At 62.2% G+C, this 22,381-nt stretch carries 19 protein-coding genes; 17 read left to right on the top strand and 2 right to left on the bottom strand.

Features of this window, described 5'->3' with window-relative positions; translation table 11 throughout:
* Window positions 1-31: 31 nt before the first annotated feature.
* A complete protein-coding gene (locus tag AB1J88_RS03475; protein WP_430290211.1) occupies window positions 32-964 on the bottom strand; it encodes a LysR family transcriptional regulator in 933 nt (310 codons plus the stop codon).
* A gap of 71 nt (window positions 965-1,035) precedes the next feature.
* Here AB1J88_RS03475 and AB1J88_RS03470 point away from each other — a divergent pair, with 71 nt between their 5' ends.
* Window positions 1,036-2,058 carry an AraC family transcriptional regulator ligand-binding domain-containing protein gene (locus AB1J88_RS03470; protein ID WP_430290210.1) on the top strand — a complete coding sequence of 341 codons (1,023 nt, stop codon included), beginning with the start codon at window positions 1,036-1,038 and terminating at the stop codon, window positions 2,056-2,058.
* Between the two features lie 124 nt (window positions 2,059-2,182).
* Here AB1J88_RS03470 and AB1J88_RS03465 read toward each other — a convergent pair whose 3' ends face one another.
* A complete protein-coding gene (locus AB1J88_RS03465) occupies window positions 2,183-3,880 on the bottom strand; it encodes a sulfatase-like hydrolase/transferase (RefSeq protein ID WP_430290209.1) in 1,698 nt (565 codons plus the stop codon).
* 390 nt (window positions 3,881-4,270) lie between these two features.
* Between AB1J88_RS03465 and AB1J88_RS03460 the strand changes: the two genes are divergently transcribed.
* The 16 genes from AB1J88_RS03460 to AB1J88_RS03385 all read left to right on the top strand — a co-directional run bounded on the left by AB1J88_RS03460 (window position 4,271) and on the right by AB1J88_RS03385 (window position 22,379).
* Window positions 4,271-5,623: a UDP-glucose dehydrogenase family protein gene (locus tag AB1J88_RS03460; RefSeq protein ID WP_222018922.1), complete on the top strand. Its 1,353-nt coding sequence runs from the start codon at window positions 4,271-4,273 to the stop codon at window positions 5,621-5,623.
* A complete protein-coding gene (locus AB1J88_RS03455) occupies window positions 5,620-6,657 on the top strand; it encodes an NAD-dependent epimerase (RefSeq protein WP_083368658.1) in 1,038 nt (345 codons plus the stop codon). Before AB1J88_RS03460 ends, AB1J88_RS03455 begins: the two co-directional genes overlap by 4 nt.
* Window positions 6,658-6,675: 18 nt before the next feature.
* Window positions 6,676-7,422 (top strand): sugar transferase, encoded by a 747-nt coding sequence (locus AB1J88_RS03450; RefSeq protein ID WP_108183135.1) that lies wholly within the window; start codon window positions 6,676-6,678, stop codon window positions 7,420-7,422.
* The gene (locus AB1J88_RS03445) at window positions 7,422-8,069 is read left to right on the top strand and encodes a CpsD/CapB family tyrosine-protein kinase (protein ID WP_007961335.1); all 648 of its coding nucleotides are present in this window, start codon (window positions 7,422-7,424) and stop codon (window positions 8,067-8,069) included. Before AB1J88_RS03450 ends, AB1J88_RS03445 begins: the two co-directional genes overlap by 1 nt.
* A 21-nt stretch (window positions 8,070-8,090) precedes the next feature.
* Complete coding sequence (locus tag AB1J88_RS03440) at window positions 8,091-9,116, top strand: polysaccharide biosynthesis/export family protein (protein ID WP_047293356.1); 1,026 nt, start codon at window positions 8,091-8,093, stop codon at window positions 9,114-9,116.
* 17 nt (window positions 9,117-9,133) lie between these two features.
* Window positions 9,134-10,726: a GumC family protein gene (locus AB1J88_RS03435; protein WP_041066270.1), complete on the top strand. Its 1,593-nt coding sequence runs from the start codon at window positions 9,134-9,136 to the stop codon at window positions 10,724-10,726.
* Window positions 10,723-11,814: a glycosyltransferase family 4 protein gene (locus tag AB1J88_RS03430; RefSeq protein WP_430290208.1), complete on the top strand. Its 1,092-nt coding sequence runs from the start codon at window positions 10,723-10,725 to the stop codon at window positions 11,812-11,814. The genes AB1J88_RS03435 and AB1J88_RS03430 overlap by 4 nt, the downstream gene beginning before the upstream one ends.
* On the top strand, window positions 11,811-13,178 hold the full coding sequence (locus AB1J88_RS03425; RefSeq protein ID WP_430290207.1) for an O-antigen ligase family protein: 1,368 nt from the start codon (window positions 11,811-11,813) through the stop codon (window positions 13,176-13,178). Before AB1J88_RS03430 ends, AB1J88_RS03425 begins: the two co-directional genes overlap by 4 nt.
* Complete coding sequence (locus AB1J88_RS03420) at window positions 13,175-14,143, top strand: glycosyltransferase (protein ID WP_430290206.1); 969 nt, start codon at window positions 13,175-13,177, stop codon at window positions 14,141-14,143. Before AB1J88_RS03425 ends, AB1J88_RS03420 begins: the two co-directional genes overlap by 4 nt.
* Window positions 14,136-15,272 (top strand): glycosyltransferase, encoded by a 1,137-nt coding sequence (locus AB1J88_RS03415; RefSeq protein ID WP_430290205.1) that lies wholly within the window; start codon window positions 14,136-14,138, stop codon window positions 15,270-15,272. Before AB1J88_RS03420 ends, AB1J88_RS03415 begins: the two co-directional genes overlap by 8 nt.
* A gap of 13 nt (window positions 15,273-15,285) precedes the next feature.
* The gene (locus tag AB1J88_RS03410) at window positions 15,286-16,287 is read left to right on the top strand and encodes a polysaccharide deacetylase family protein (RefSeq protein WP_430290204.1); all 1,002 of its coding nucleotides are present in this window, start codon (window positions 15,286-15,288) and stop codon (window positions 16,285-16,287) included.
* Window positions 16,284-17,588, top strand: coding sequence for a lipopolysaccharide biosynthesis protein (locus tag AB1J88_RS03405; RefSeq protein WP_430290203.1), 1,305 nt, complete (start codon window positions 16,284-16,286; stop codon window positions 17,586-17,588). Before AB1J88_RS03410 ends, AB1J88_RS03405 begins: the two co-directional genes overlap by 4 nt.
* Window positions 17,585-19,504 (top strand): hypothetical protein, encoded by a 1,920-nt coding sequence (locus tag AB1J88_RS03400; RefSeq protein WP_430290202.1) that lies wholly within the window; start codon window positions 17,585-17,587, stop codon window positions 19,502-19,504. The genes AB1J88_RS03405 and AB1J88_RS03400 overlap by 4 nt, the downstream gene beginning before the upstream one ends.
* Window positions 19,505-19,743: 239 nt before the next feature.
* Window positions 19,744-20,433, top strand: a complete 690-nt coding sequence (locus AB1J88_RS03395) for a GNAT family N-acetyltransferase (RefSeq protein WP_007961305.1) — start codon at window positions 19,744-19,746, stop codon at window positions 20,431-20,433.
* 4 nt (window positions 20,434-20,437) lie between these two features.
* Complete coding sequence (locus AB1J88_RS03390) at window positions 20,438-21,616, top strand: GNAT family N-acetyltransferase (RefSeq protein WP_430290201.1); 1,179 nt, start codon at window positions 20,438-20,440, stop codon at window positions 21,614-21,616.
* On the top strand, window positions 21,588-22,379 hold the full coding sequence (locus AB1J88_RS03385; RefSeq protein WP_430290200.1) for a ChbG/HpnK family deacetylase: 792 nt from the start codon (window positions 21,588-21,590) through the stop codon (window positions 22,377-22,379). Before AB1J88_RS03390 ends, AB1J88_RS03385 begins: the two co-directional genes overlap by 29 nt.
* Window positions 22,380-22,381: the final 2 nt, after the last annotated feature.

Raw genomic sequence — 22,381 nt, 5'->3', positions numbered from 1 at the left:
CACCTTCTAAATCTCACTGCCTGACAATCCGCTATCGCGAGCAGGCTCGCTCCCACAGGGTTTGGGAAATGGCCGGGGTCTGTGGATCACCGAGGGCGCGCAGCAGGCAATGCATGGCTTCTTCGCGGCTGCGTTCGAAGCGGTAGCGGGCCTCGATGTACAGCGCCAGTTTCAGCTCCACCGGCTCCTCCAGCGGCAACGGCACCTGATGCAGGCCCAACACACTGGCAACGCGACTGGGCAGGCTCAGCCCCAGCGGTTGCCGATCGGCAATCAGTTTGGCCGCCAGGCTACTTTGCGTGGTCACGCCAATGGTGCGTCGCAGGCCCTTGAGGCCCAGATGCAAATCCACCGGACTCAGCCCGTCGCGGCGGCTCGACACCTGAATCTGTGGCTGCTGCAAGTACGCCTGCAAGGTGCGCGGCGGTTCCTGCAAACCGGCGCCGTAAGCGAACACGTAGTGATCGGCCGGCAGGCTGCGTTTGTGCAAACCGTTGAGTCCGGCGCGCGGTTGATCGAGGTCGATCAGGATATCGAGCTTGCCGCTGGCCAGTTCCTGCAAGGCATCTCGCCGGCGCGGCTGAAAGTAGCGCACCTGCCAGTCGGCATGCGGCGTTTCCAGCAAGGCATCGAGCAGCACCGGTTGCAGGCAATCCAGGCAACTGATGCGCAGCAACGGGTTGGTCTGCCGCGCCGCCGGAATCATCCGCAGGCCGTCGCGCAACGACTCCAGCGCCGAGCGCACATAGTCCGCCAGTCGATGCGCCACCAGCGTCGGCGTTACGCCCAGACGACTTTTGATGAACAGCGGATCACCGCACAATTCCCGCAGACGCCGCAGTGCATTACTCATGGCCGGCTGCGACAGACACATTACTTGCGCGGCGCGGGTGACACTGCGCTGCTGGTAGATCGCGTCGAAGGCGAGCAGCAGGTTGAGGTCGAGCTGGCGTAAATCAAGCATGGTCTTGCTCCGGCAAATCGCTTAACGTCGGCCAGCCTAACCAGTGTCCCGAAACATGCGGTGAGCCCTACATGACAAAAATCAATCAGCCGCCCGCCAACGCCTTTTACGCCCCGACCTTGCTGCCGGCGATCGAAGAACTGCTGGCGCGCGGCATCGCCCGTGAAGCTATCGAGGCGCAGTTTCACCGCACGCTGTTCGACTTGCGTACACCGTTCATGCGTATTCCGCTGATGCTCTCGCGACGTTTCTGGACGTTTGCCCGCGAGCAGACCAACGATCCGCTGATCGGTCTTGCGGCGGGTCGGCGTTTCGTTTCCACGGCCACCAATGGCCTGACTTATCTGTTCGATGTGGCGGTGTCGCTGGAAACAGCCTGTGCTTACTTCGTGCATTTCTTCCCGTTTTTCAACGGCCATTTTCGCGCGCAGATCGTACGTGACGAGCATGGCGTCGAACTGCGCCTGCTCGACGCCGGCAGTCTGCGCGCCTGCGCACCGACCGCCGATTACATCCTGATCAGCCTGTGCAGCATGTTGCGGCGCAAATTGCTCGCCAGCGGGCTGGGCCGCGATCCGGTGCTGGGTGTGCAACTGATCGCGCCGGGCAGCGAGGAACATGAGCGCGCCTTCCGGGCTCCGGTGCAGGGCTCGCAGCAATACCTGGCGATCCGCCTCGATGCGCAACTGTTCGTGGCGCCACTGACCCCGGGCAATCAGGCACTGGAACAGACACTGGTGGATCTGCTGGAACAGACGCGACGCAACAGCGAAGCGACCTTGCTCGAACAGCTGGGCGACTATCTGATCGAGGATCTGGCGACGGCAGACTGGAAGCAGTTCTGCACTGAGCGCCATCTGCTGGAGCGCACGGCGGCACGACGTCTGAAGGCGCTGGGCTGGCGTTTTTCCGAATTGCTCGATGAGTACCGACGGTATCGGGCCGAGGATTTGTTGCAGGCGGGTGAACTGGAGCTGGTGCAGATTTCCGATCAACTGGGCTACAGCGATGTGCAGAGCTTTAACCGCGCGTGTCTGCGTTGGCTGGGCTGTGCGCCGGGGGTTTATCGGGGCCGGTGGTTCTCGGTGGTCTGATCCGGCCCCATCGCTGGCAAGCGAGCTCCCACAGGGCTTGGGTTGTTCAAAAATACTGAGTACACCCTGAAACACTGTGGGAGCTGGCTTGCCAGCGATGGGGCCAGTGAACCCAACACAACGCTCAATCCCCAGTCGCCACACTGGTCGCAGCCTCCCCCGGCGTCACGATGGTGTTCAGATCAATGTGCTTCCACTCAGGCCTGGCCCCCAGCCGCGCATTGAAGCGGTAGTTGAAGGTGAAATCGTCCGCCGTCGGCAGCGTCAGCGGTTTGCCATATACCGCCTCGATGCCCGCCAGGTCGTAACCCATCAGCTGCAGCAGCGTCGGGAAAATGTTGTAGTGACTGGAACGGTCCTTGTTCACTGGCAATGACTGCGCCCAATCCGGGCCGTGCAGTTGATCGCCCTGAATCACCACCAGTGGCACCAGCCCCTCCTCCTCCACCGGGTCACCACCGCAGTGGGTATTGAGCCCGGGATTGCCGCGCTCATGCAGGTCCTGGCCGTGATCGGAGGTGTAGATCAGCAGCGCATTGTTCAGCCTGGCCTGAGCAAATACCCGGGCGAAAAACTCGCCCACATTCCATAACAGCGTGTTCTTGTAGGCGTTGCGGTACAGCAGCCAATCGTCCGGCTGGCCGTTGAAACCGTCGCGTTTGCCGGTGTCGGCCACTTCGGTGAACTGCCCGCGCGGCAAGGTCGGACGGTAGGCCATGAAGGCGTCGGGGTACTTGTCGTGCACCGGGAAATGCGCGCCGACTTTATTGATCACCACCAGCTCCGGCTGATCGTCGTTGAGCAACTCGATCAGCTTCGCGGCGGCAGCCATGTCGCGGTCTCGCACGCTGGTCTGGTCAAACTGCACGAACTCGTCGATGTCCTTTTTCTCGGTGTCGGTCATCAGGTTCTGCAGATTGCCGGCGGTGCGCTGGGCGTCGATGTACACCGTGCGCAACCCGGCCTTTTTCGCGTACTGCCAGATCGACGGCAGCGTGCTGTTGATCCGTATGTAGTCGGCACGCGTACCGCCGTAACGCAACGTAACGTTGGTGTCGGCGCTGCAGTTGGCAATGGACGCGGCGTAGCCGTAGTTGAAAATCTCGACCCCCGGATGTGCCTGCTTGAGGTTGCTGTGCACCCCGAACGGCGCATTGATGTCCAGGTAATTGCCGGAGATGCTTTCGTCGATAATCAAAACGATGTCGTGATTGACCGTCGCAGCGCTGCGCGCCAGCGTCACGGGCTCACGCGGGCCGACCGTGTTGTGCAGCGCTTCATAGGTGAACAGGTTCAGATAGGCCAGCGGCGTGTACATGATCGGCAAGCCACGCGCGCCCTCGCCCGCCCGCAGGAACAACACCGCGCTCAACAGCAGCACACCACACACCGGCGCCGCCACCCGCAATGCATTGGGCACCACCAGCGCATGCCGCGGTTTGAGCCCGATGCCGAACAGCAACAGCAGGCCGCTGAGCGCACCATGAATGATCGCGTCGCGATACTGGTAAGCGGCTTCCTGAATGAAGCCGCCGGAGTACACCAGCGAGACAAAGCTGCTGTAGCTCAGGTAATCCGCGGTGACCCGGGTATAGACATCAAAGAATACCGCCGAAGCAAATAGCGTTATTGCGAATAAGTGTCGAATCAATGCCTGACGAATATAAGCCGTTAGATATAACGCTAAAGTGAGCGCCAAAAACATCGCGCCAAAAAGAAGCACAGCAAAACCGACCCCGATAGCATTTAACCGCTCAATGTAATATTCGGAATAAAGCAGCAGATAGATAACTAAAAGCAGTTCTTTTAAATATCGAAACATGGCGATTCCGGTCGTACGAAACGGCATTGGGTCAATAGTTTGTCGGTCAAAATCTGACACTAGCACCCGGCCATCAAAGCGCAAGAAAAGCCTGACTTTTCTGTCAAGCGTCAAAAAACTGTTGACTCATTCCTGACACACTCCAGCGGCTACAAGTCGTTAATTTAAAGGCTTTCGACCGTTTATCGCTTTCTTCAGGATGTGAAAAAAGGGTCAAGGACGCGACAAATCCAGCAATAGCAAGCACTTGATGGCCAATAGCCTGAAAAAAGCCCGGTGTTATACACGTGCAACATGTCATTTTGCTGACACGCTTTTCCACACCTGCGCTATACCCCTTTTGACAGTTCCATTTTGATCTTCTTCCACCGTCTTACGAGGCACGCCAATATGGACGTGAGCGTATTTGGTACGGGCTATGTTGGCCTTATTCAAGCAGCCGCACTTGCCGATGTCGGACATCGGGTTTTATGTGTGGATATTGACCCGAACAAGATTAAACAACTGCAACAGGCCGTACCGCCTATTAGCGAACCGGGTTTATCCGCCGCGCTGGAAGAAAATATCAAGGCCGGCCGTCTGCTGTTCAGCACCCAGGCCAGCGACGCGGTGGAGCATGCCGAGTTGATCTTCATCGCCGTGGGCACCCCGGCCGATGAGGACGGTTCCGCCGACCTGACCCACGTGCTCAACGTCGCCCGGCAGATCGCCTCGCACATGGAGGCCGATCGCACCCTGATCATCAAGTCCACGGTGCCGGTCGGCACGGCGGATCAGGTCGCCGCCAAGGCCAGCGAAGAATTGCAGCGCCGCGGCCGCAGCAACCTCAAGGTCCGCGTGGTGTCCAACCCCGAATTCCTCAAGGAAGGCAGCGCCCTCGCCGATTGCATGCGCCCGGACCGGATCATCGTCGGCACCCGCGATGACGAAGCCCGCGAGCAGATGAGCGAGCTGTACGCGCCGTTCTGCCGTAACCACGAAAAACTGATGTTCATGGACAACCGCAGCGCCGAGCTGACGAAGTACGCGGCTAACGCGATGCTCGCCACGCGTATCAGCTTCATGAACGAGCTGGCCAATCTCACTGAGTTGCTGGGCGCCGACATCGAAGCGGTGCGCAAAGGCATCGGCTCCGACCCGCGCATTGGTTACCACTTCATCTACCCCGGCTGCGGCTTCGGCGGTTCATGCTTCCCCAAGGATCTGCGCGCCCTGCTGCACACCGCCGAACACAACGGCATGCCGCTGAAATTGCTGCGCAGCGTCACCGACGTCAACGACAGCCAGCGGCACATCCTCTTCGGCAAACTCAAGGCGCAGTTTCCGCAGGGTCTGGCCGGCAAGTCGATTGCGATTTGGGGCCTGGCGTTCAAACCCAATACCGATGACATGCGCGAAGCCCCCAGCCGCTACCTGATGGACGCGCTGTGGGCCGAAGGCGCGAGCGTGCAGGCCTACGATCCGGAGGCCATGTCCGAGTGCCGGCGCCTCTACGGCTATCGCGACGATCTGCACTTGTGCGCCACCCGCGACGACACCCTGGAAGATGCCGATGCGCTGGTGATCTGCACCGAATGGAAGAATTTTCGCGTAGTGGATTTCGAGCTGCTGGCGAGCAAGTTGCGCTCCAAAGTGATTGTCGACGGTCGCAACCTCTACAACCCGGAACACGTGGCCGCCGCCGGTTTGCACTACAGTGGCATCGGCCTGCGCCACATCGCACCGGAAGGATTGCGCCCATGAAAATCCTGGTCACCGGCGCAGCCGGCTTCATTGGCGCCCATTGCGTGTTGCGGCTGATGCGCGACGGGCATGCGGTGGTCGGCCTGGATAATTTCAACGGCTACTACGACCCGCAGCTCAAACACGATCGCGTGCAATGGGTGCGTGATCAGGTCGGGCATTTCCCGCTGGCACGCATTGATCTGGCCGACGCCGCCGCGATCGAAGCGTTGTTTGTCCGCGAGCAACCGCAGGTGGTGATCCACCTCGCAGCGCAAGCCGGGGTGCGCTACTCGCTGGAAAATCCGAAGGCCTATCTGGACAGCAACCTCTGCGGCTTCCTGAACATTCTCGAAGGCTGCCGGCACCATCCGGTGGAGCACTTGATCTACGCCTCATCGAGTTCGGTCTACGGCGCCAACCAGCACACCCCATATTCGGTGCACGACGGCGTCAATCACCCGCTGTCGCTGTACGCCGCGACCAAAAAAGCCAATGAGCTGATGGCCCACAGTTACAGCCACCTGTTCGGCATTCCCAGCACCGGCCTGCGCTTTTTCACTGTGTACGGGCCATGGGGGCGGCCCGACATGTCGCCCATCCAGTTTGCCCGGGCGATCACCGAAGGCACGCCGCTGAAACTGTTCAATTACGGCGAGCATCAGCGCGATTTCACCTACATCGATGACATCGTCGAAAGCATCGCGCGCCTCACCGACCATCCGCCGCACAACCACCCGGAGTGGGACCGCGAACACCCCGACGCCGGCAGCAGCATGGCCCCGTGGTGCCTGTTCAACATTGGCGGCCACCACCCGGTAGAGCTGAAAACCTACCTGGCGCTGATGGAAAAACACCTCGGCCAGAAAGCCATTGTCGAGCTCTTGCCCCTGCAACCGGGCGATGTGCTCAACACCTGTGCCGAGACCGATGATCTGGCCCAGGCCACCGGGTTCCAGCCCCGGATCGAGCTGGATGAAGGACTGGGGCGTTTCATCGCCTGGTTTCGCGACTACTACCCCACTGCCTATCGCCCACGCGCCGCTCGCGGCTGAACATCAGCGGAGGTCCCCATGACTGGACATGAACAAGGTGTACCGATCAACCAGATGCGCCGTGACAAGCGCATGGATCCCGAGCACCGAATGCGCCTCGATTCCGCCATCCACAGGCAGGGCCGTGGCTGGTTGACCGGCCGTGACGGTGGCCGGCCATGGACGCTGTCACGCACCAACCGGGTATTGGCCTGCTTCGGTGCACTGCTGCTGCTGGTGGTGTTCTCGCCGCTGCTGCTGGGCCTGGCACTGGCCATCAAATTCACCAGCCCGGGACCGGTGATGTTCGTGCAGAAACGCACCGGTTATCGCGGCCGCACCTTCGGCATGTACAAGTTCCGCACCATGGTCTGCAACGCCGAAGAGCTGAAGGAATCGCTGCGTCACCTCAACAAGCACGGGGTCGACGCCATCGATTTCAAGATCGACAAGGACCCACGCATCACCGGTATCGGCGGTTTCCTGCGGCGCACCAGCCTCGATGAACTGCCCAACCTGTTCAACGTGGTGAGCGGAGACATGCGCCTGGTCGGCCCGCGGCCGACTTCGTTCAACGCCTACCGCTACAAGGACAATCACCTCGCGCGCCTGAGCATATACCCCGGCATGACCGGCCTGTGGCAGATCTCCGGGCGCAGCAACATCGACTTCGACCAGCGCGTTGAGTTGGACCTCAGCTACATCGCCGAGCAAAGCCTTTTGCTTGATCTGAAGATCTTGTTGAAAACCCCCTTCAAAGTATTCAGTGGCCACGGAGCAAGCTAATGGACGGTTCAACCAACAAAAGCCTGAGCATTGCCAACCCCAGCGAATCGAACCTGATCTCGACCGTGCTGGATCTGGATCTGCGGATCCTGTTCCTGACCGCCGCCAACCCGGGCGCCGGTACCACCACCAGCGCATTGGCGCTGGCCAGCCAACTGGCGCAGATGAGCAGCGGCCAGGTGCTGCTGGTCGATGCCAGCCAGTCGGCGGGCAACCTCACGCAGCAATTGAACCTGGGCAAGGAGCGCGGTCTGCGCGACCTGCTGTTCAACCCGGACAACCCGCCGCTGTTGCAGGATTGCGTGGTGCAGGTTTCCAGCCTGCCGTTCCACGTGCTGCCCAACGGCCGGCCGATCCGCACCCTCGAACACCTGACCGCCGAGCGCCTGAGCCCGCTGCTCGACCGCTTGGGCACGCAGTATCGCTTCGTGGTGATCGACGGCGACGCGGTGTATTCCGCCGCCGACACGCTGGTGCTCGCCACTCAAGTCGACGGCGTGGTGTTTGTGGTGCGCGCCGAAGACACCCGCTGGGAAGTCGCCCAGGCCGCCGTGCAACGCCTGACCCAGGCCGGGGCAAAAGTGGTCGGCAGCGTATTCAACCGGCGCAAGTACTACATGCCCAAGTGGCTCTACAAAAACCTGTAAGCAAACGCGAGGGATGACGCCATGAACGCCAAGATACTGGTTCTGCTGATGCTGCCGCTTGCAGGCTGCTCCAGCAATTCCGAAACCCAGCACATGCCGGTGAACATTCTCACCGCCACCCCGGCCAACGCCCAGGCCACCGACATGCCGAAGATCGAGCAGACCTTGCGTCCGCAAGACGTGCTGGATGTGATCTTCCACATCAGCACCAGCGGCTCGGACGCCTACCGCGTGCAGTCGGGTGACCAGATCGGCCTGAACTTCACCGCCGCCAGCCAGCTCAATGGCAACCAGTTGGTGCTGCCCGACGGCACCATCAACCTGCCCGGCGCCAACACCTCGGTGAAAATCGCCGGCCTGACCGCCGATGAAGCGCGCGATGAAATCCAGCGTGCCTACCAGCGCAAACAGCTGTTCCAGCCCAACCGCAATCAGTTGACGGTCCAGGTCATCAGTCCGCTGACCAATGAGCAGAACCTGAAAAGCGCGCTGAATCACCCGGCCACCGGCATGAGCCGCGAGATCACCGTGGGCAACGACGGTTATGCGAGCTTTCCGGAAATCGGCGCGGTGCCGCTGCAAGGCATGACCATCAATCAACTGGAAACCTTCCTCAACCAGAAGTACGCGCAATTGCCGGGGCGGATGAGCGTCGATGTGATGCTCAAGTCCACCGCCGGCAACGAGATCTACGTGCTGGGCGAGGTCGGCCAACCGGGCTCCTACCCGATCCGCCGTCCAGTGTCGGTGCTTGAAGCGCTGACCCTGGCGCGCGGCACCAACGTCAAGGCGCGTCTGGACTCGGTGGTGATCATGCGCCGCAACGGCAATCAGGTGCAGGCCGTGCACTACGACGTGGAAAAAGCCCTGTCGGGCGATGCGTCGCAGATCGCCTACCTGCAACCGGACGACATGCTGTTCGTGCCGAAAACCAAACTGGCGAGTGCCGGCGATCTGGCCCGGCAACTGGCCGATGTGGTGCTGTTCCAGGGCGTGGGTTTCAGCTTCGGCTACCGCGTCGACAACAAAGGCAGTAACAACAACTGACTCTCAGGTGACCGATCATGAATCCAAAGGAAAACTACCTGCATGAGTTCTTCAGGATCTTCTTCGCCAACAAGCAACTGGTGAAACGGGTCTTCCTGATCTTTGCAGTCATCGCGTTGGTACTGCCGCTGGTGCTCAAACAGAGCTTCGATATCACCGCCCAAGTGATCGTGCAGTCGAAAAAACTCTCCCAGGGTGACGCCACCACGTCACTGACGGTCGATAACGCCACCTTCATTCCGCCGTCGCTGGCGGACATGGAAACCGAAAGCAACATCCTGCGGTCCCCGGCGCTGATCCGCCAGACCATCAGCGAGTTGCGCGACAAGGGCGAGTACAACCCGCCGGTCGGTATGTTCGCCAAACTGGTGAGCGATCCGATCCGGCGTTACGTCTCTTCGCCGCTGCGTGAGTACGTGATCAATCCGCTGCGCAACATGCTCGGGCTGCAAACCGATCCGGTGCGTGACACGGTGCTCGATGGCTTGACGCAAGATGCGATCAACAGCCTGAAGATCGAGACCCTGCCCGGCTCCAACGTGATCTCGATCATCTACAGCTTCCCGGATCCGCATCAGGGCACCACGTTCGTTGCGACCCTGCTGCAGAACTACCTGGTCAGCCGTCAGGCGCTGCAATCGATCGACTTGCCGCAATCCTTCTACGAAACCAAGAAGCACCTGTATCAGGTGCGCCTCGATGGGCTGGAAGGTAATCGGCAAGCGCTGCTGGAAAGTGTTGCATCGTCCGATCCGAAGGAAGAAATCACCTTCCGCCTGAACGCGATCAATACCGAAGAGCAAGCCCTGAACCTGTATCAGGATCGCCTGTTGCAGAGCCAGCGCTGGCTCGAATACCTGAAAACCGCGCTGACCGCTGCCAGCAGCAATAAGCTCAACGACTACACCTTCCCCTTCACCTTCACCACCACCGTCGATAACGTGGCGTTCGAGGATCGGGAAATCAAACAGTTGGGCGAGCAACTGACCACTCAGGTCAGCCGCTACATGAATGACCTCGCCGTGTTCCAGCCCGGCAGCGAGCCGATGCTGCTGACCCGCGAACAGATCGCCCGCACCCGCCAGCAGTTCCTCAAAGTGGTGAGCAACCGCATTCAGGAACGCACCAATGACCTGGCCGTGGTGCAACAGGTGATCGATCAGAAAACCGCGCGCATCGCCGAGTTCAAGAACCGCATCCACACCTTGCAACAGACCCAGAGCAAGCTGCGGCAGATGGACACGGAAATCGACGCGCTGCACACGGCATTCTCGACCTATGCGCAACGCTTCGCCGAAAGCAGCACCGCCGGTTCGCTCAACGATGACCTGTCGAACGCCAAGGTGCTCAGCCCGCCGTTCGAGCCGACCGAGCCGGCGTTCCCCAAACCGCTGCTGATCATCCCGTTCGGGCTGTTCACCGGTCTGCTGCTGGCGATTGCCCTGGTCTATGTGCGTGAGTTCTTCGATCACCGTTTCAAACACCCGGCGCAAATCACCCACGAACTGGGCCTGCCGGTGTTGCTGGTGATCAACGACGAGAACGTGCTGCCGAGCAATCCGCACAAGAACTGGACCGTGCCAAGCTTCGTGCACTGGGTGCGCAATTGAACACGCTGTCCACCCCGAACGCCGCGCTGCCGATCATTCACTTGCTCAGCAGCGGCGGCTTCTATGGGGCCGAGCGCATGTTGCTCGATCACTGCCTGGCGACACCGGGGCAGCACCAGGTGCTGTTTCTCGATGCACCGCCCGCATTGATCGCGCGCTTTCGCGAGGCCGGGGTGGACTGTCGTGGTTGTGCCGGGCTGGGCGAGTTGTTGCGCCACCTGCGGGCCCGGCGCAGTGAACGGCCGCTGATCAATACGCACAACTTCAAGGGGCTGTTGTTCGGCTGGGTCGGCGCGACACTGTTGCGTTTGCCGCTGGTCATCACCCAGCACGGCTTCACCCCGCGCAGCCGCAAACAGAAGTTCTACACCTGGCTGAGTCTGCAGTTGTGCCGCACCGCGTCGGTGGATCGGGTGGTGTGCGTGGCCGAGAGCATCGCGGTATTGCATCGTCAGGCCAGCGTGCAAGCTGAAAAGCTGCAGGTGATCCCCAACGGTTTACCCGCTGCCGCCGCGTGGGTCAGCAACGTTGACCGCCAGCGCTGGCTGGCCGGTTATGTCGGGCGCTTGAGCAGCGAGAAAGGCCCGGACCTGTTTCTCGATGCCCTGATTCCGCTGTGTCACCAGCATCCGCAACTGGACGCGGTGATGCTCGGTGACGGCCCGGAACGTGAGGCGCTGCAGGCGCGGATCGACGCCGCAGGTTTGCAGCAACGAATTCGCCTGCCCGGTTACCAGACCGCCATGCAGCCGTGGTGGCAACAACTGGATGCGCTGGTGATCAGCTCGCGCACCGAAGGCACGCCGATGATTCTGCTCGAAGCGATGCAGAGCGGCGTGCCGGTGGTGGCGTTTGCGGTCGGCGGCATTCCCGATGTACTCGAGCACCGGCACAACGGCTTGCTGGCGACACCCGCCGCCAGCGCCGACCTCGCCCGCCAGCTCGATAACCTGCTGAACGAGCCGAACCTGGCTCGGCAATTGTGTGACAACGCAAAGCGTACGCAACAGGATCGCTACGACCTCAAGGCCTTGGCCGAACGCTGGTCGCAGCTGTACATCCGCACGGCACGGGAGGCACGCGCATGATTTTCCCGCTCTCGATCGTCACGCTGCTCGGTCTGGTGTGCATCGGTCTGCTCGCCAGCCCCTATCCATTTCTCGCACCCGGCGCGGTCATTGGCCTGGTGGGGTTCACGGTGTTGTACCGCAAGCCGACCTGGGGCCTGCTGGGCATCGCCGCGCTGGTACCGTTTGAAGGTTTCTTCAAGGACAGTGCGCTGTCCGGAAGCAAACTGATCGGCGCCTCGCTGGCGGTGATCCTGATGCTGCAACTGGCCCTGCATCAGATTCCCGGCGAGCGCCTGCGCAGCAATATCTGGCGGTTTCTGCTGTGGTTCCTCGTCCTGTATTTCCTCAGTTTGCTCAACACCGATGACCTCGGTATGTCACTGGGGCATCTGCGTGAACTGAGCGTCGGGCTGATCCTGTTTGTCATTACCCTGTTGATCGGCCGTGAACTGAACCTGGACCTGTTCGCCCGACTGGTGACCCTGAGCGTCAGTGCCACCTGCGCCATGGCGATGTTCTCGACCAAATTCCAGGATCAAGGCCGCGCCGCCGGGCTGCTGGAGGACCCCAACGCCTTCGCCCTGCTGATCGCCTTCGCCATTCCGCTGGGCCTGCTGCTGGTGATTCGGGGGCCTAATCTGCTCCACCGGTTGTTCTGGGGCGCTTGCTGCCTGCTGCTGCTCGGAGGCATGACCAAGACCGAATCGCGCTCCGGGCTGGTGGTGGTGGCCTTGAGTCTGCTGATCGGTTGCTGGCACTACCGCGCGCAACTGACGCGGATTCGCCCTCGGCACCTGGGCTTCGCCATGCTCGGTGCAGCCATCGTGATCCCGCTGGCAATCTACGCGATGCCCGCCGGTTACGCCGCGCGCATTCAGTCGCTGAGTATTCTCAGCGCCGGCTCCAAGGCACAGGATGAATCCCTCGGCCGCCGCGCCTCGTACATCGTGGTCGGCGGGCAGATGATCCGCGAGAACCCACTGCTCGGATCAGGCCCCGGCACCTTCCCGCTGCACTACGCGACCACCGGCTACGCCAAGGCGTTTTCCGCCAACCGCAAGATCGGTGACCTGTACCGCCGTGCCCACAACACCTACCTGGAAATCTTCAGTGAACTGGGGATTCCTGCCGGCCTGCTGTTCGTCGGCATGCTCGGCCTCGGCCTGTACAACCTGATTCGCGCACGCGCCGCGTGGATGCGGCGGCGCGACTGGCAACAGGCGGACCTGATGACCCACCTCGGCGTGAGCTTCCTGTCACTGACCCTGTTCCTGATGTTCCTCAGCGCACCGAATCAGAAATACGTGTGGATCATGCTCGCGCTGACCAGCGTCCTGCGCCTCAAGGCTGAGCAGGCGCCACTGACCGAGGCCAGAACATGAACCGGATCAGCATCATCATCCCGATGTTCAACGAGGCCCGGCACATTGGCCGCACGCTGCTCGCCGCGCAAAAAGCCGCACATGCAGCCGATGTCGAGTGCGAGTTGATCGTGGTCGACAACGGTTCGAGCGACGACGGCCCGCACATCGCCCGCCAGTTCGGTGCACAGGTGCTGGTGCTGCCGGGCCTGCTGATCGGTGCGCTGCGCAATCGCGGTGCGCTGCTGGCAAGCGGCGAGTGGATCGCGTTCATTGATGCCGACGTCGAGATGCCCGAAGACTGGCTCAAGCCCTTGTTCGAGCTGCAAGCCGATGGTCAGGCCGATGTGTTCGGTCTGGACCTGCACACCCCCCCTGCCGCGCCGTGGTACGCCGCTGCCTGGCAACGGCGCACGCTGCGCCCGTCCAGCCAGAGCTCGCACCCGGTGGACTGGCTGCCCAGCTCCAACCTGCTGATGCGCCGGCGCTGGTTCGACAAGGTCGGCGGTTTCGACGAACACCTGCGCACTGGCGAGGACAAGGAATTCACCCTGCGCCTGCGCGACAACGGCGCCGTATTGCTCTCGATCAACAACAACGTCGCCCTGCACTGGGGCTACGAAATGAACTGGCGTGAGTGGATGGGCAAGGAAATGTGGCGCCAGGGCAGTCATCTGCAACTGCTGCGCACCCACGGGTTCAGCCTGCGCCTGCTGCGTTTTCCGTTGCTGTCGATTGCGGTGTGGATCCTCGATTTCCTGGCGATTTCAGCGTTGCTCGACGGCTTTCCGCATCACGCCGCGACGATGGTCGCGTTGACCCTTCTGCCGGGGCTGGTGCTGAGCGTGCGGCAGAGTATCAAACACCGCGACATCGGCCTGACCCTGCAACTGTGGGGCCTGCACTGGGTGCGTCTGCACCTGGCGGGCGCCGCGTTCATTCTCAGTCTGTGTCATTGGAATGCCAGGAGGCCTGCCCGTGGCTGAATTCATTTTCTGGCTGTGCCTGCTGCTGCCGGTATACGCCTACCTTGGCTACCCGCTGCTGCTGACGGTGCTGGCGCCGCTGTTCCCGGCCTGGCGCCACAGCCCAGCGCCGCCGCTGAACATCAGCATCGTGATCGCCGCGCACAACGAGGCGCGGCACATCGAGCACAAATTGCGCACGCTGCTGGCGCAGGACTATCAGCCGGCCACGCTGCAGATCATTCTCGCCAGCGACGGCTCGACCGACGACACCGTGGCCTGTGCGCACAAGGTGGTCGATTCGCGCATCACCGTCCTCGATTTGCCGCGCCAGGGCAAAGCGGCAACGCTGAATGCCGGGGCGGCGCTGGCGACCGGCGATATCCTGGTGTTCACCGATGCCGATAACCAATGGTCGCGGGAAACCCTCGGCTACCTGCTCGCGCCACTCAGCGACCCCAACGTCGGTGCCTGCGCCGGGCACATGGTGATTCCGGTGACCGGCGGCGGCCTCAGCGTCGGCGACAGTCTGTACCGGCATTACGAGGGCTGGCTGCGCCGGGTGGAGAATCGCACCGGTTGCATGGTCTCGGCCGATGGCGCCCTGCTCGCCCTGCGCCGCGAGCTGTTCCAGAGCGTACCGGCGGAGGTCAATGACGACTTCTTTCTCAGCACCTGCGCGCCTGTCGCCTTCAAGCGCATTGTCTATGTGCCCGAGGCGCAGGTGATCGACCACGGTGTCGACGAAGCGGACAAACAGTTCCGCCGCCGTCAACGCGTCACCGTCGGTGGCCTGCAAAGCCTCGCCCAGCGCCGTGAACTGCTCAACCCGCTCAAACATGGCCTGTATTCGCTGGCGCTGATCAGCCACAAACTGATTCGGCGCCTGGCACCGATCCTCCTGCTGCCATTACTGCTGAGCAATTTCTGGCTGTGGGAGGACCACGGTTTCTATCGACTGGCCCTGATCGCCCAACTGTTCGGTTACGCCGTGGCGATTGCCGGACTGCTGGATTCACAACACCGGTTACCCAAACCGTTTCGCCTTGCGGCATTTCTGCTGGTCACGCTGGCAGGCATGAGCATCGGCCTGTGGCAGTTCTTGCGCGGCCAGCGTTACGCCCAGTGGAATCCTGAACAAAACCGTTGAAAGGAGCGAAGCCATGGCGATCAAACAATTAATAAAACGCACCAGTGGCTGGCTTTACCTCAATTCCCCGGTGGGACGCAATCAGCTGCACGGCGCCGGGGTGATCCTGATGTTGCACCGGGTGCTGGCCAACGACCGCGCCGCCGACCTGCCGCACCGCAATGAGCTCTGTGTCGGACCGAAAGCCTTCGAGCACCTGCTGGTGTGGCTGCGCCGGCACTTCGATTGCGTGCCGCTGATGGACATCCTCACGCCCACCGCATTACGCAGCGACCGTCCACGGGTGGCGCTGACCTTCGACGATGGCTGGCGCGACAACGCGGTCAATGCGTTCCCGCTGCTGCAAAAACATCAGGTGCCGGCGAGCATCTTTCTCTCCACCGATTTCATCGGCAGCCGCCAGCGCTTCTGGTGGGAAAGCCTTGGCGAGACCTTGTGGGGCAGCCATGGCGAAAAGGCCCGCATGCATCTGATCGAATACCTGCACATGATCCACCACCCACTGCCGGTACTGGTCGATGACATCGATGTCGACCGCCGCAGCCTGTCGCTGCTGCACTACCTGCAAAGCCTCAAAGACCTTGAACCGGCGATGCTCGAACGCTTGACCGACGAATGTCCGCCCGAAGCGCAGCCGCAAGCGCTGGACTGGCACCAGGTACGGGCGCTGGAAGCCTCGGGGCTGGTGCGTTTCGGCCCGCACGGCGCCAGCCACGCGATCCTCACGGAACTGGACGATGTGCGCCTGAGCGAAGAAATCCGCCGCAGCCGCGACGCCTTGAACAACGGCTGCAACCGGCCACTGCCGGTGTATTGCTACCCCAACGGCAACAACGACGACCGTGTGCGCAAACAGATGGCTGCCCACGATTACCCGTTCGCGCTGGGCACCGGCACCGGCATCTATCGCGGTGAAGGCGATCCACTGAACCTGCCACGTTTCGGCGTCAGCCAACGCACCGCGCGCAATCCCGAGCTGCTGTCGTGGCGCATCTTTCGTGGAAACCGGCCATGAGCCGCAGCCATTACCTCAAGCATCTGGCGCTGAGCATGGGCACCAAACTGGCGATGATCGCCTTGCGTTTGCTGCGCAACGTATTGCTGGCGCGGATCCTCGGCCCCAGTGAGCGCGGGCTGTTTGCGCTGCTCAGCACCTTGCCCGATCTGATCAGCGCTGCCACCAGTGGCGGGTTGAATTCAGCCGTCGGTTATCAGGCCGCCAAGCAACGGCCGATGGGGCTGCTGCTGAGTCAGGTGCTGGTGTTTGGTTGCTTGCTCGCCGGCCTGTTGACCTTGTTGGTGGTAGCGCTGGTACGTGAGTTCGGCAGTGAACTGGATGTCACCGTGCAGCTCGGTCTGCTGGCCTGGCTGTTGCTGCTGGCGGTACCGCTGACCGTGCTGAAGAGCGGCCTGCTGACCCTGCACAACGCCTCCGGTGGCGTGGTTGCGTTCAACGCCTTGCGCCTGACCGAATCGCTGGCGCCGCTGCTGCTGTTTCTCGCGCTGTTCTGGATGTGGAAAAGCGCGGCGCTGGAAGCGGCGCTGATCAGTTGGCTGGCCGGGATCAGCCTGGTGGTGCTGGCCGGTTGGGTCTGGCTCAAACGCGCGCAACCGCTGCACCTGCAATGGGATCGCGCCAGCCAGAACGAACTGCTGCGCTACAGCGCGCGCAGCCATCCGGACTTGCTGTTCCAACAGGTGATTCTGCGCTCGGATTACCTGTTCATCGGCGCCCTGCTCGGCAGCACCGCGCTGGGGCATTATGCGATGGCCAGCGCCGCCGCCGAACTGCTGCTGATCGTCCCGGAAGCAGTGACCACGCCGCTGATGAAACGCCTGTTGCAACAAGACGAAGGCATGGACAAGGTCACCCCGCTGGCTCTGCGCCTGACCGCCACAGTGATGCTCGGTGCGTGCCTGAGCATGGCCGTGATCGGCAACTGGCTGATCGTCACCCTGTTCGGCATCGCTTACCAACCGGCGTATCCGGCGCTGCTCGCCTTGCTGCCGGGGCTGCTCGGCCTGTGCTACGCGAGCATCCTGCGTCTGGACCTGCTGGGGAAAAACCGCCCCGGTACGGTGTCGCTGCTGATGGGCCTCGGCGCCCTGCTCAACCTGGCGCTGAACCTGGTGTTGATTCCGGCCTACGGCATCGTCGGTGCAGCGGCGGCATCGTCGATTGCCTACCTGGCCGTGACCGTGGCGATGCTGGTGTTGTACTGCCGTTTAAGCGGCGTGGCGTTTTGGCAAACCCTGATCATCCTGCCCAGCGATGTCGGGCCGATGTGGCAGATGCTGCACCGGAAGGCCGTATGAAAGGCCTGCTCCTGCTGCTCGGTCTCGGCCTGTCGCTGGACGCCTTTGCCGCGTCGATGCGCTGGGGCGAGATCCGCGACGGCAGCCTGTATCTGCAAGCCGATCGCCCGGACACCGTGACCATTCGCTGGACCCCGGCGTGGCAGGCCGACGCCAACGAAGAGCATCTGTACCTGCTCGACAGCCGGGGCAAATTGCAGGGCGAGCGCTTGATCAAGGCCAGCGAAACCCGTGGCAGCCAGAGCTGGCCGCTGCTGCCGGGCGCTGCCAGTTATCGCCTGGAAATTCCTGGCTACAGCTTCCGCAATTATCGGGTCGAACACGATGAGCACACCGTGGCGCTGTTCGAGCCGGCCAAGGTGCATTTCAGCGCGCAGACACAGAACGGCGACGAGCTGTATTTCAAGGTAGCGCCAGGGGAACAGGCGGTGCTGGCCGGCAAGTTTCATGGTGGGGTCAACGCGCTGCAGGCGCAACGGGTGGGCGATGATCAGCCACTGACGCTGGCGCTCAAACCCTATCGCGCCTACTGGCAGTTCGATCAACTGGCGTTGCCGGTCAGCGAGCGCGAACAGGTCTGGCGCCTGCGCCTGCAAGGCAGCGGCAAAGCGGCGTTCTGGCTCGACGGCACGGCCAATCGGTTTGCGCAGACTGCGCAGCAACTCAAACCCGTGCGCGAAGAGACCGGCCAGATCCACCTGACCCTGCACGACAAAATCCTCGGACGCACCCCGGATCTGGGCATCGCCCTGCCCTATGTGATGCCGCCCGCCAGTAGCCATGCGGTGCTGGATGCGTTGAAAGCGACCGCCGCCAGTTACTACAGTTTTGTCGATGTCACGGCGAAGAATCCGCACTTCGAAGACGCGTTCCGCAAGGTTTATCAGGAGCGCTTCGGCATCCGTCAGGACATCACCCTGCTCGCCGGCAGCCAGCGTCAGGCCGATCTGCGCGCCGATGTGCAAAGCAATGGCGGGCTCGACGCGTGGCTGGCCAGCACCCGCGCCTTGGGCGGCAAAGGCACGCACTACATCGGTTTTGCCGATGAACCGAACCTCAACTATTCGAGCTTCGAGCAATACCGGGCGATTTTCGCCAGCATGGCCAGGCAAGTGCGCAGCGATCCAGCGAATGCCAGGGCCGGCGTGCGCATCGCCATGCCGGCCAGTTCGCGGCTGGTCAACGGGCCGTTCGCCGATAACGCGGCAGACAAGCGTGGCATCGACTGGGCGCGGCGCTTGCTCGGTGAATCCGCCGAGCAGATCGACGCGCTGGCGTGGCACGAATGGATGATCCGCGACCTGCTCGCCACCCGGGTCTACCGCGACAGCGTGCGCCGCGCTGCCGAACTGGTTGGCTTCGACGCTCGCGGCCAACCGCGCAAGGCTCTGCTGCTGGATCAGACCAACCTGTCCAGCGGCTCCAGCCTCAGCCCCTACGATCAAGAAACCCGGTACGCCGCGCTGTGGTGGACGTCGGTGGTGATCAACGCTTCGCAGGACGGTTTGCTGAGCATGCTCAACTGGTTTCAGGCCGCCGATGAGCCGGAATACCCCAAAGGCATGATCCGGGTCTTGGGCGCTGAGGGTTTCGAGCTGAAACCGGTGGGGCTGGCCCAGCAGTTCATCGCGCAGCACTGGCTGCATCAGGTGCTGTGGCTGGAGAACGACGGCTTCGAAGTCGATGTGCTGGCGATGGCGGGCGACGACCAGCGTGGCCTGCTAGGTGTGAACAAGGGCACGCGTTTGCAGCGGGTCGACCTGAGTGGTGCCAAGTGCCCACTCAACAACGGTGCGTTGCGTTACTTCGGCGCGGACAACCGCAGCCGCGACGCACCATTTGCCTGCCGCAAAGGACGCGTCAGCTTCGACTTGCCAGGGCAAACCCTGTTCGCGTTGAGCTGGAGCGCGTCATGAACATAACCCCGATCAGTCATGAGAAAAGCCAGGCGAACATAAACTCTGTGGTGAGGGGATTTAGCGAACCGTCGCACCGCCCCGATGGGCTGCGAAGCGGCCCGGGGTTTTCAAGATTAAAAGCGACGACTGCTGCGCAGCCGATCGGGGATGAATCCCCTCGCCACAGGAATCCCCTCACCACAGGAACTCCCTCACCACAAGGGTTCGCCGTGCCAAAGAGTTCAGGAGTACAGAACATGGGTACCGTCAGCAAACTCAGCCAGCACATCAAACAAAAAGGCCTGCGCGCCACCCTCGCCAAGGCGTGGAAGCATTACGTGTTTTTCCATCAGGAGCTGCTGTGGATGGAGCGCGATCTGGTCAGTCCGGTGCCACCGCACAGCCTCAAACCGTACCCGCCGCTGCGGGTGGTAAAAATCACCGCCGACAACGCCAGCGCCTTTGCCCGCTACTTCGGCGACCGCGTCGGGACCATGGCCGAGCTGGCCAACGAAGGGCACACCGGGCACATGCACCTGGACGATCAGGGCGATGCCGTGGCGTTCATCTGGGGCAGCGCACGGGACTACTTCGACCGGCATTACTACGGCTGCCTGTTCCCGGTAAAACCAGGGGAATTCTTCGAGTTCGGCGGCGAGCTGACCCGCGCCTACTGGGGCAGCGAACTGTCGGTAGACCTGCAGCTGGAACTGTGGAAAGCCATGGCGGCCCAGGGCTGCGACAAGGTGGTGGACGTCTGCGAATTCCACAACATCCCGGCGCTGAAACTGCATTTGCGCATGGGGTACACCGAGCAAGGCCGGATCATGAACGTCTACACCCTGTTCGGTCGCTGGCGCTTCTACCGCGAAACCCGCTACAGCGGCTCGCGGCTGGATGCGCTGCGCAAACCGTCCCGTCCACCTGTCACAGCCACGGCGGCCTGAATCTATGGTGACGCGATTCGAATGGTGCACTTCGCTGTGCGCCGCCGATTTCCCGGCAGTCGCCTATGAGGCGCTGCGCCTGCGGGTGACGGATCACACGCCGTTCAACCAACTGGGCTGGTTGTGCGCGGCGGAGCAGACACTGGGCGCGGGCGAGAGCCTGCACATCCTGCTCGGTTGGGAAGCGGACGAATTGCGCCTGTGCCTGCCACTGGTGGCGGGCCGCGAGCGCTTTGCCGGTGTGCCGTTTCGCGTGTTGCATCACTTGGGCCATCCACTGGCGGACCGACTGGCGCTGCTGTCGTTGCTCGAGGGCGATGACATGCGCGAAGCCCTGCGCCTGATCCGCCGACACCTGCCGCACGCGCTGCTGCAACTCAACGAGTTATCCGAGCCTGCGGGTGAAGAAAGCGCTCTCACCCCATGGATGGCCCACAGTTCGACGGGCGAACGCCGTCTCAGTTGCCGGGTGCCGGTGCATCTGATCAGCGAGGCGGATCACCAGGAGGTCTCCGGTGACCCGCGCTACAAGCTGCGCCGGGCGCGCAAACGGATTGCCGCGTGTGGCGCCCTGGTGCGGCGCATTACCCCCGACGCGCTGAGCATGGGTCCACTGTTGCGGGCGATCAGCGAAGTTGAAGCGGTGAGCTGGAAAGGTGACGAAGGTGTGGGGATCTTCGCCAGCGAGCGCAGTCGGCAATGGATCGAACGCGCCTTCACCGCCCTCGCCGGCCAGGGCCTGGTGCGGGTGGTGACGCTGGAACTCAACGGGCGTTGCATCAGCTATCGCCTCGGCTTGCTGGAACAGGGTCGACTCTACGATTACAACCTCGCGTTCCTGCCGCAATACGCCGATCTGGGCAGCGGCCGGGTGTTGCTGGAGGAATGGATTCGCTGGGGGCTGGATGAGCACTGGCGCTGGATCGATGCCTCGCGGGTCAGCCTGGAAAACTCCAGCCACCAACTGCACGAACGTATGACCGGCCAACTGGAACACTGGCGCTGGAGTTTCTATTCCTGGCGCCCCAGCGGGATATTGCTGGGGCTGGGGTTGCGCCTCTGGCATCGCTTGAAACCGACGGTGCAGCAATGGCGCGCGCGACGTGCGGCCAGACCGGCACCCACACCTGTCGTCATCACCACGGAGGGCGATCATGCCTCGCCAAGTCATAGTCAACGCTGACGATTTCGGTTTGAGCCCGAACGAAAACGCGACGATCTTCGCCGCGTTTCAGGCCGGGGTCATCAGCTCGGCCACGGCCATGGCCAACATGCCGGCATTTGAGGCGGCCTGTGTGATGGCCCGGCATGCGTCGCTGCAAGGTCGGGTCGGATTGCACTTCAATCTGACTTACGGTCGACCGCTGAGTGCTTCGATTCTGCGCAGCCGAACCTTTTGCGATGGCCACGGCGTGTTCGATCTGAGCCTGCAACGCCATAGCCTGTGGCTGAGTCGCGAAGATCGCGACGCAGTACGAGAAGAGTTGCAGGCGCAGTGGCAGCGTTGTGTCGAGCATGGCCTACGGCCAAGCCACATCGACTCGCACCAACACGTGCACAACATCTGGCCGATTGGTGAAATCGTCGCGCGGTTTGCCGCTCAGCAAGGCGTGCCGATTCGCCTGGCGCGCAATCTGGGGCACAACCTCAGTCTGCCGAAACGCGTGTTCAAAGGCTTGCTCAACTGGCGCTTGCAGAGTCTGGCCGGAGCCACGGCGGACTATGTGTGCACGCCGGTGGATCTGCGCAACGCCCCCGCACCGAGCGACGGCGTGCTGGAAATCGTCGCCCACCCCAATCAGCTCGACAGCGATTTCGGCGATGCCTATCTCAACCCCGGAGAATCCCTGAACCGCGTGCTGGAGCAGCGGCTGACGGGGGTACCGCGGGTGTCCTATGCCGATTTGAACAAGGACTTTTTACGGGGTGCCGCGGCACTCGATTGATT

Source organism: Pseudomonas sp. S8, from assembly GCF_050473925.1.
GTDB classification, from domain to species: domain Bacteria; phylum Pseudomonadota; class Gammaproteobacteria; order Pseudomonadales; family Pseudomonadaceae; genus Aquipseudomonas; species Aquipseudomonas parakoreensis.
The sequence above is the reverse complement of the archived record's forward strand: the minus strand, read 5'-3'. Positions and strand labels throughout refer to the sequence as shown.